We start from the raw sequence: 5,371 nt of genomic DNA, 5'->3' as shown, positions 1-5,371 counted from the left end.
GCTTCAGTTCATCGAAGCCAAAAGGAAGTTGAAAAAGAGGTGTTGACAGCAGCGTGTAACGCTGTAGAATTCGCCTCCCGCTGAAGAGAGATCTGAAGCGCAAGTGGTTGAAGTTGTTAAGGAAATCCTTGAAAACTTCTGAAAATAATCACTTGACAGCAAATGAGGCTGCTGTAGAATGCGCGCCTCGGTTGAGACGAAAGATCTTAACCAACCGCTCTTTAACAACTGAATCAAGCAATTCGTGTGGGTGCTTGTGGAGTCAGACTGATAGTCAGAAAGATTATCAGCATCACAAGTTACTCCGCGAGAAATCAAAGATGTAACCAACGATTGCTGAGCCAAGTTTAGGGTTTTCTCAAAACCCAAAGATGTTTGAACTGAAGAGTTTGATCATGGCTCAGATTGAACGCTGGCGGCAGGCCTAACACATGCAAGTCGAGCGGAAGAGAGAAGCTTGCTTCTCAATTCAGCGGCGGACGGGTGAGTAATGCCTAGGAATCTGCCTGGTAGTGGGGGACAACGTTTCGAAAGGAACGCTAATACCGCATACGTCCTACGGGAGAAAGCAGGGGACCTTCGGGCCTTGCGCTATCAGATGAGCCTAGGTCGGATTAGCTAGTTGGTGGGGTAATGGCTCACCAAGGCGACGATCCGTAACTGGTCTGAGAGGATGATCAGTCACACTGGAACTGAGACACGGTCCAGACTCCTACGGGAGGCAGCAGTGGGGAATATTGGACAATGGGCGAAAGCCTGATCCAGCCATGCCGCGTGTGTGAAGAAGGTCTTCGGATTGTAAAGCACTTTAAGTTGGGAGGAAGGGCAGTAAATTAATACTTTGCTGTTTTGACGTTACCGACAGAATAAGCACCGGCTAACTCTGTGCCAGCAGCCGCGGTAATACAGAGGGTGCAAGCGTTAATCGGAATTACTGGGCGTAAAGCGCGCGTAGGTGGTTTGTTAAGTTGGATGTGAAATCCCCGGGCTCAACCTGGGAACTGCATTCAAAACTGACAAGCTAGAGTATGGTAGAGGGTGGTGGAATTTCCTGTGTAGCGGTGAAATGCGTAGATATAGGAAGGAACACCAGTGGCGAAGGCGACCACCTGGACTGATACTGACACTGAGGTGCGAAAGCGTGGGGAGCAAACAGGATTAGATACCCTGGTAGTCCACGCCGTAAACGATGTCAACTAGCCGTTGGGAGCCTTGAGCTCTTAGTGGCGCAGCTAACGCATTAAGTTGACCGCCTGGGGAGTACGGCCGCAAGGTTAAAACTCAAATGAATTGACGGGGGCCCGCACAAGCGGTGGAGCATGTGGTTTAATTCGAAGCAACGCGAAGAACCTTACCAGGCCTTGACATCCAATGAACTTTCCAGAGATGGATTGGTGCCTTCGGGAACATTGAGACAGGTGCTGCATGGCTGTCGTCAGCTCGTGTCGTGAGATGTTGGGTTAAGTCCCGTAACGAGCGCAACCCTTGTCCTTAGTTACCAGCACGTCATGGTGGGCACTCTAAGGAGACTGCCGGTGACAAACCGGAGGAAGGTGGGGATGACGTCAAGTCATCATGGCCCTTACGGCCTGGGCTACACACGTGCTACAATGGTCGGTACAAAGGGTTGCCAAGCCGCGAGGTGGAGCTAATCCCATAAAACCGATCGTAGTCCGGATCGCAGTCTGCAACTCGACTGCGTGAAGTCGGAATCGCTAGTAATCGTGAATCAGAATGTCACGGTGAATACGTTCCCGGGCCTTGTACACACCGCCCGTCACACCATGGGAGTGGGTTGCACCAGAAGTAGCTAGTCTAACCTTCGGGAGGACGGTTACCACGGTGTGATTCATGACTGGGGTGAAGTCGTAACAAGGTAGCCGTAGGGGAACCTGCGGCTGGATCACCTCCTTAATCGACGACATCAGCTGCTCCATAAGTTCCCACACGAATTGCTTGATTCATTGAAGAAGACGAAAGAAGCAGCCCGAAATTGGGTCTGTAGCTCAGTTGGTTAGAGCGCACCCCTGATAAGGGTGAGGTCGGCAGTTCGAATCTGCCCAGACCCACCAATTTTGTGTGGGAACCTGTAGAAATACGGGGCCATAGCTCAGCTGGGAGAGCGCCTGCCTTGCACGCAGGAGGTCAACGGTTCGATCCCGTTTGGCTCCACCACTACTGCTTCTGAAGTTTGAAAGCTTAGAAATGAGCATTCCATCAATGTGATGGTGAATGTTGATTTCTAGTCTTTGACTGGTTCGTTCTTTAAAAATTTGGGTATGTGATAGAAAGATAGACTGAACGTTACTTTCACTGGTAACGGATCAGGCTAAGGTAAAATTTGTGAGTTCTCTTAATTGAGAAATTCGAATTTTCGGCGAATGTCGTCTTCACAGTATAACCAGATTGCTTGGGGTTATATGGTCAAGTGAAGAAGCGCATACGGTGGATGCCTTGGCAGTCAGAGGCGATGAAAGACGTGGTAGCCTGCGAAAAGCTTCGGGGAGTCGGCAAACAGACTTTGATCCGGAGATGTCTGAATGGGGGAACCCAGCCATCATAAGATGGTTATCTTGTACTGAATACATAGGTGCAAGAGGCGAACCAGGGGAACTGAAACATCTAAGTACCCTGAGGAAAAGAAATCAACCGAGATTCCCTTAGTAGTGGCGAGCGAACGGGGACTAGCCCTTAAGTGGCTTTGAGATTAGCGGAACGCTCTGGAAAGTGCGGCCATAGTGGGTGATAGCCCTGTACGCGAAAATCTCTTAGTCATGAAATCGAGTAGGACGGAGCACGAGAAACTTTGTCTGAATATGGGGGGACCATCCTCCAAGGCTAAATACTACTGACTGACCGATAGTGAACTAGTACCGTGAGGGAAAGGCGAAAAGAACCCCGGAGAGGGGAGTGAAATAGATCCTGAAACCGTATGCGTACAAGCAGTGGGAGCCCACTTTGTTGGGTGACTGCGTACCTTTTGTATAATGGGTCAGCGACTTATTTTCAGTGGCGAGCTTAACCGAATAGGGGAGGCGTAGCGAAAGCGAGTCTTAATAGGGCGTCTAGTCGCTGGGAATAGACCCGAAACCGGGCGATCTATCCATGGGCAGGTTGAAGGTTGGGTAACACTAACTGGAGGACCGAACCGACTACCGTTGAAAAGTTAGCGGATGACCTGTGGATCGGAGTGAAAGGCTAATCAAGCTCGGAGATAGCTGGTTCTCCTCGAAAGCTATTTAGGTAGCGCCTCATGTATCACTGTAGGGGGTAGAGCACTGTTTCGGCTAGGGGGTCATCCCGACTTACCAAACCGATGCAAACTCCGAATACCTACAAGTGCCGAGCATGGGAGACACACGGCGGGTGCTAACGTCCGTCGTGAAAAGGGAAACAACCCAGACCGTCAGCTAAGGTCCCAAAGTTATGGTTAAGTGGGAAACGATGTGGGAAGGCTTAGACAGCTAGGAGGTTGGCTTAGAAGCAGCCACCCTTTAAAGAAAGCGTAATAGCTCACTAGTCGAGTCGGCCTGCGCGGAAGATGTAACGGGGCTCAAACCATACACCGAAGCTACGGGTATCATCTTAGGATGATGCGGTAGAGGAGCGTTCTGTAAGCCTGTGAAGGTGAGTTGAGAAGCTTGCTGGAGGTATCAGAAGTGCGAATGCTGACATGAGTAACGACAATGGGTGTGAAAAACACCCACGCCGAAAGACCAAGGTTTCCTGCGCAACGTTAATCGACGCAGGGTTAGTCGGTCCCTAAGGCGAGGCTGAAAAGCGTAGTCGATGGAAAACAGGTTAATATTCCTGTACTTCTGGTTATTGCGATGGAGGGACGGAGAAGGCTAGGCCAGCTTGGCGTTGGTTGTCCAAGTTTAAGGTGGTAGGCTGGAATCTTAGGTAAATCCGGGATTCTAAGGCCGAGAGCTGATGACGAGTCATCTTTTAGATGACGAAGTGGTTGATGCCATGCTTCCAAGAAAAGCTTCTAAGCTTCAGGTAACCAGGAACCGTACCCCAAACCGACACAGGTGGTTGGGTAGAGAATACCAAGGCGCTTGAGAGAACTCGGGTGAAGGAACTAGGCAAAATGGCACCGTAACTTCGGGAGAAGGTGCGCCGGTGAGGGTGAAGGACTTGCTCCGTAAGCTCATGCCGGTCGAAGATACCAGGCCGCTGCGACTGTTTATTAAAAACACAGCACTCTGCAAACACGAAAGTGGACGTATAGGGTGTGACGCCTGCCCGGTGCCGGAAGGTTAATTGATGGGGTTAGCTAACGCGAAGCTCTTGATCGAAGCCCCGGTAAACGGCGGCCGTAACTATAACGGTCCTAAGGTAGCGAAATTCCTTGTCGGGTAAGTTCCGACCTGCACGAATGGCGTAACGATGGCGGCGCTGTCTCCACCCGAGACTCAGTGAAATTGAAATCGCTGTGAAGATGCAGTGTATCCGCGGCTAGACGGAAAGACCCCGTGAACCTTTACTATAGCTTTGCACTGGACTTTGAATTTGCTTGTGTAGGATAGGTGGGAGGCTTTGAAGCGTGGACGCCAGTCTGCGTGGAGCCAACCTTGAAATACCACCCTGGCAACTTTGAGGTTCTAACTCAGGTCCGTTATCCGGATCGAGGACAGTGTATGGTGGGTAGTTTGACTGGGGCGGTCTCCTCCTAAAGAGTAACGGAGGAGTACGAAGGTGCGCTCAGACCGGTCGGAAATCGGTCGTAGAGTATAAAGGCAAAAGCGCGCTTGACTGCGAGACAGACACGTCGAGCAGGTACGAAAGTAGGTCTTAGTGATCCGGTGGTTCTGTATGGAAGGGCCATCGCTCAACGGATAAAAGGTACTCCGGGGATAACAGGCTGATACCGCCCAAGAGTTCATATCGACGGCGGTGTTTGGCACCTCGATGTCGGCTCATCACATCCTGGGGCTGAAGCCGGTCCCAAGGGTATGGCTGTTCGCCATTTAAAGTGGTACGCGAGCTGGGTTTAGAACGTCGTGAGACAGTTCGGTCCCTATCTGCCGTGGACGTTTGAGATTTGAGAGGGGCTGCTCCTAGTACGAGAGGACCGGAGTGGACGAACCTCTGGTGTTCCGGTTGTCACGCCAGTGGCATTGCCGGGTAGCTATGTTCGGGAAAGATAACCGCTGAAAGCATCTAAGCGGGAAACTTGCCTCAAGATGAGATCTCACTGGAACCTTGAGTTCCCTGAAGGGCCGTCGAAGACTACGACGTTGATAGGTTGGGTGTGTAAGCGCTGTGAGGCGTTGAGCTAACCAATACTAATTGCCCGTGAGGCTTGACCATATAACACCCAAGCAATTTGCGTCGAAAGGCCAGATTGCGGTGTGTGAAGACGAAA

2 tRNA genes and 2 rRNA genes are annotated in these 5,371 nt (G+C 51.1%); all 4 read left to right on the top strand.

Annotated elements, in window-relative coordinates:
• The first annotated feature begins 377 nt into the window (after nucleotides 1-377).
• Nucleotides 378-1,914: ribosomal RNA gene (locus ACIOZM_RS31120) — 16S ribosomal RNA — on the top strand.
• Between the two features lie 81 nt (nucleotides 1,915-1,995).
• A tRNA-Ile gene (locus tag ACIOZM_RS31115) sits at nucleotides 1,996-2,072 on the top strand.
• 27 nt (nucleotides 2,073-2,099) lie between these two features.
• Nucleotides 2,100-2,175: transfer RNA gene (locus tag ACIOZM_RS31110), tRNA-Ala, on the top strand.
• A 247-nt stretch (nucleotides 2,176-2,422) separates the two neighbouring features.
• A 23S ribosomal RNA gene (locus ACIOZM_RS31105) occupies nucleotides 2,423-5,316 on the top strand.
• Together the 16S and 23S rRNA genes with 2 tRNA genes alongside form the textbook arrangement of a ribosomal RNA operon.
• The last annotated feature ends 55 nt before the right edge of the window (nucleotides 5,317-5,371 follow it).

This window comes from Pseudomonas sp. NPDC087346, assembly GCF_044744235.1.
In the GTDB taxonomy this organism is placed as follows: domain Bacteria; phylum Pseudomonadota; class Gammaproteobacteria; order Pseudomonadales; family Pseudomonadaceae; genus Aquipseudomonas.
This window is presented reverse-complemented; position numbering and strand designations above follow the sequence as displayed.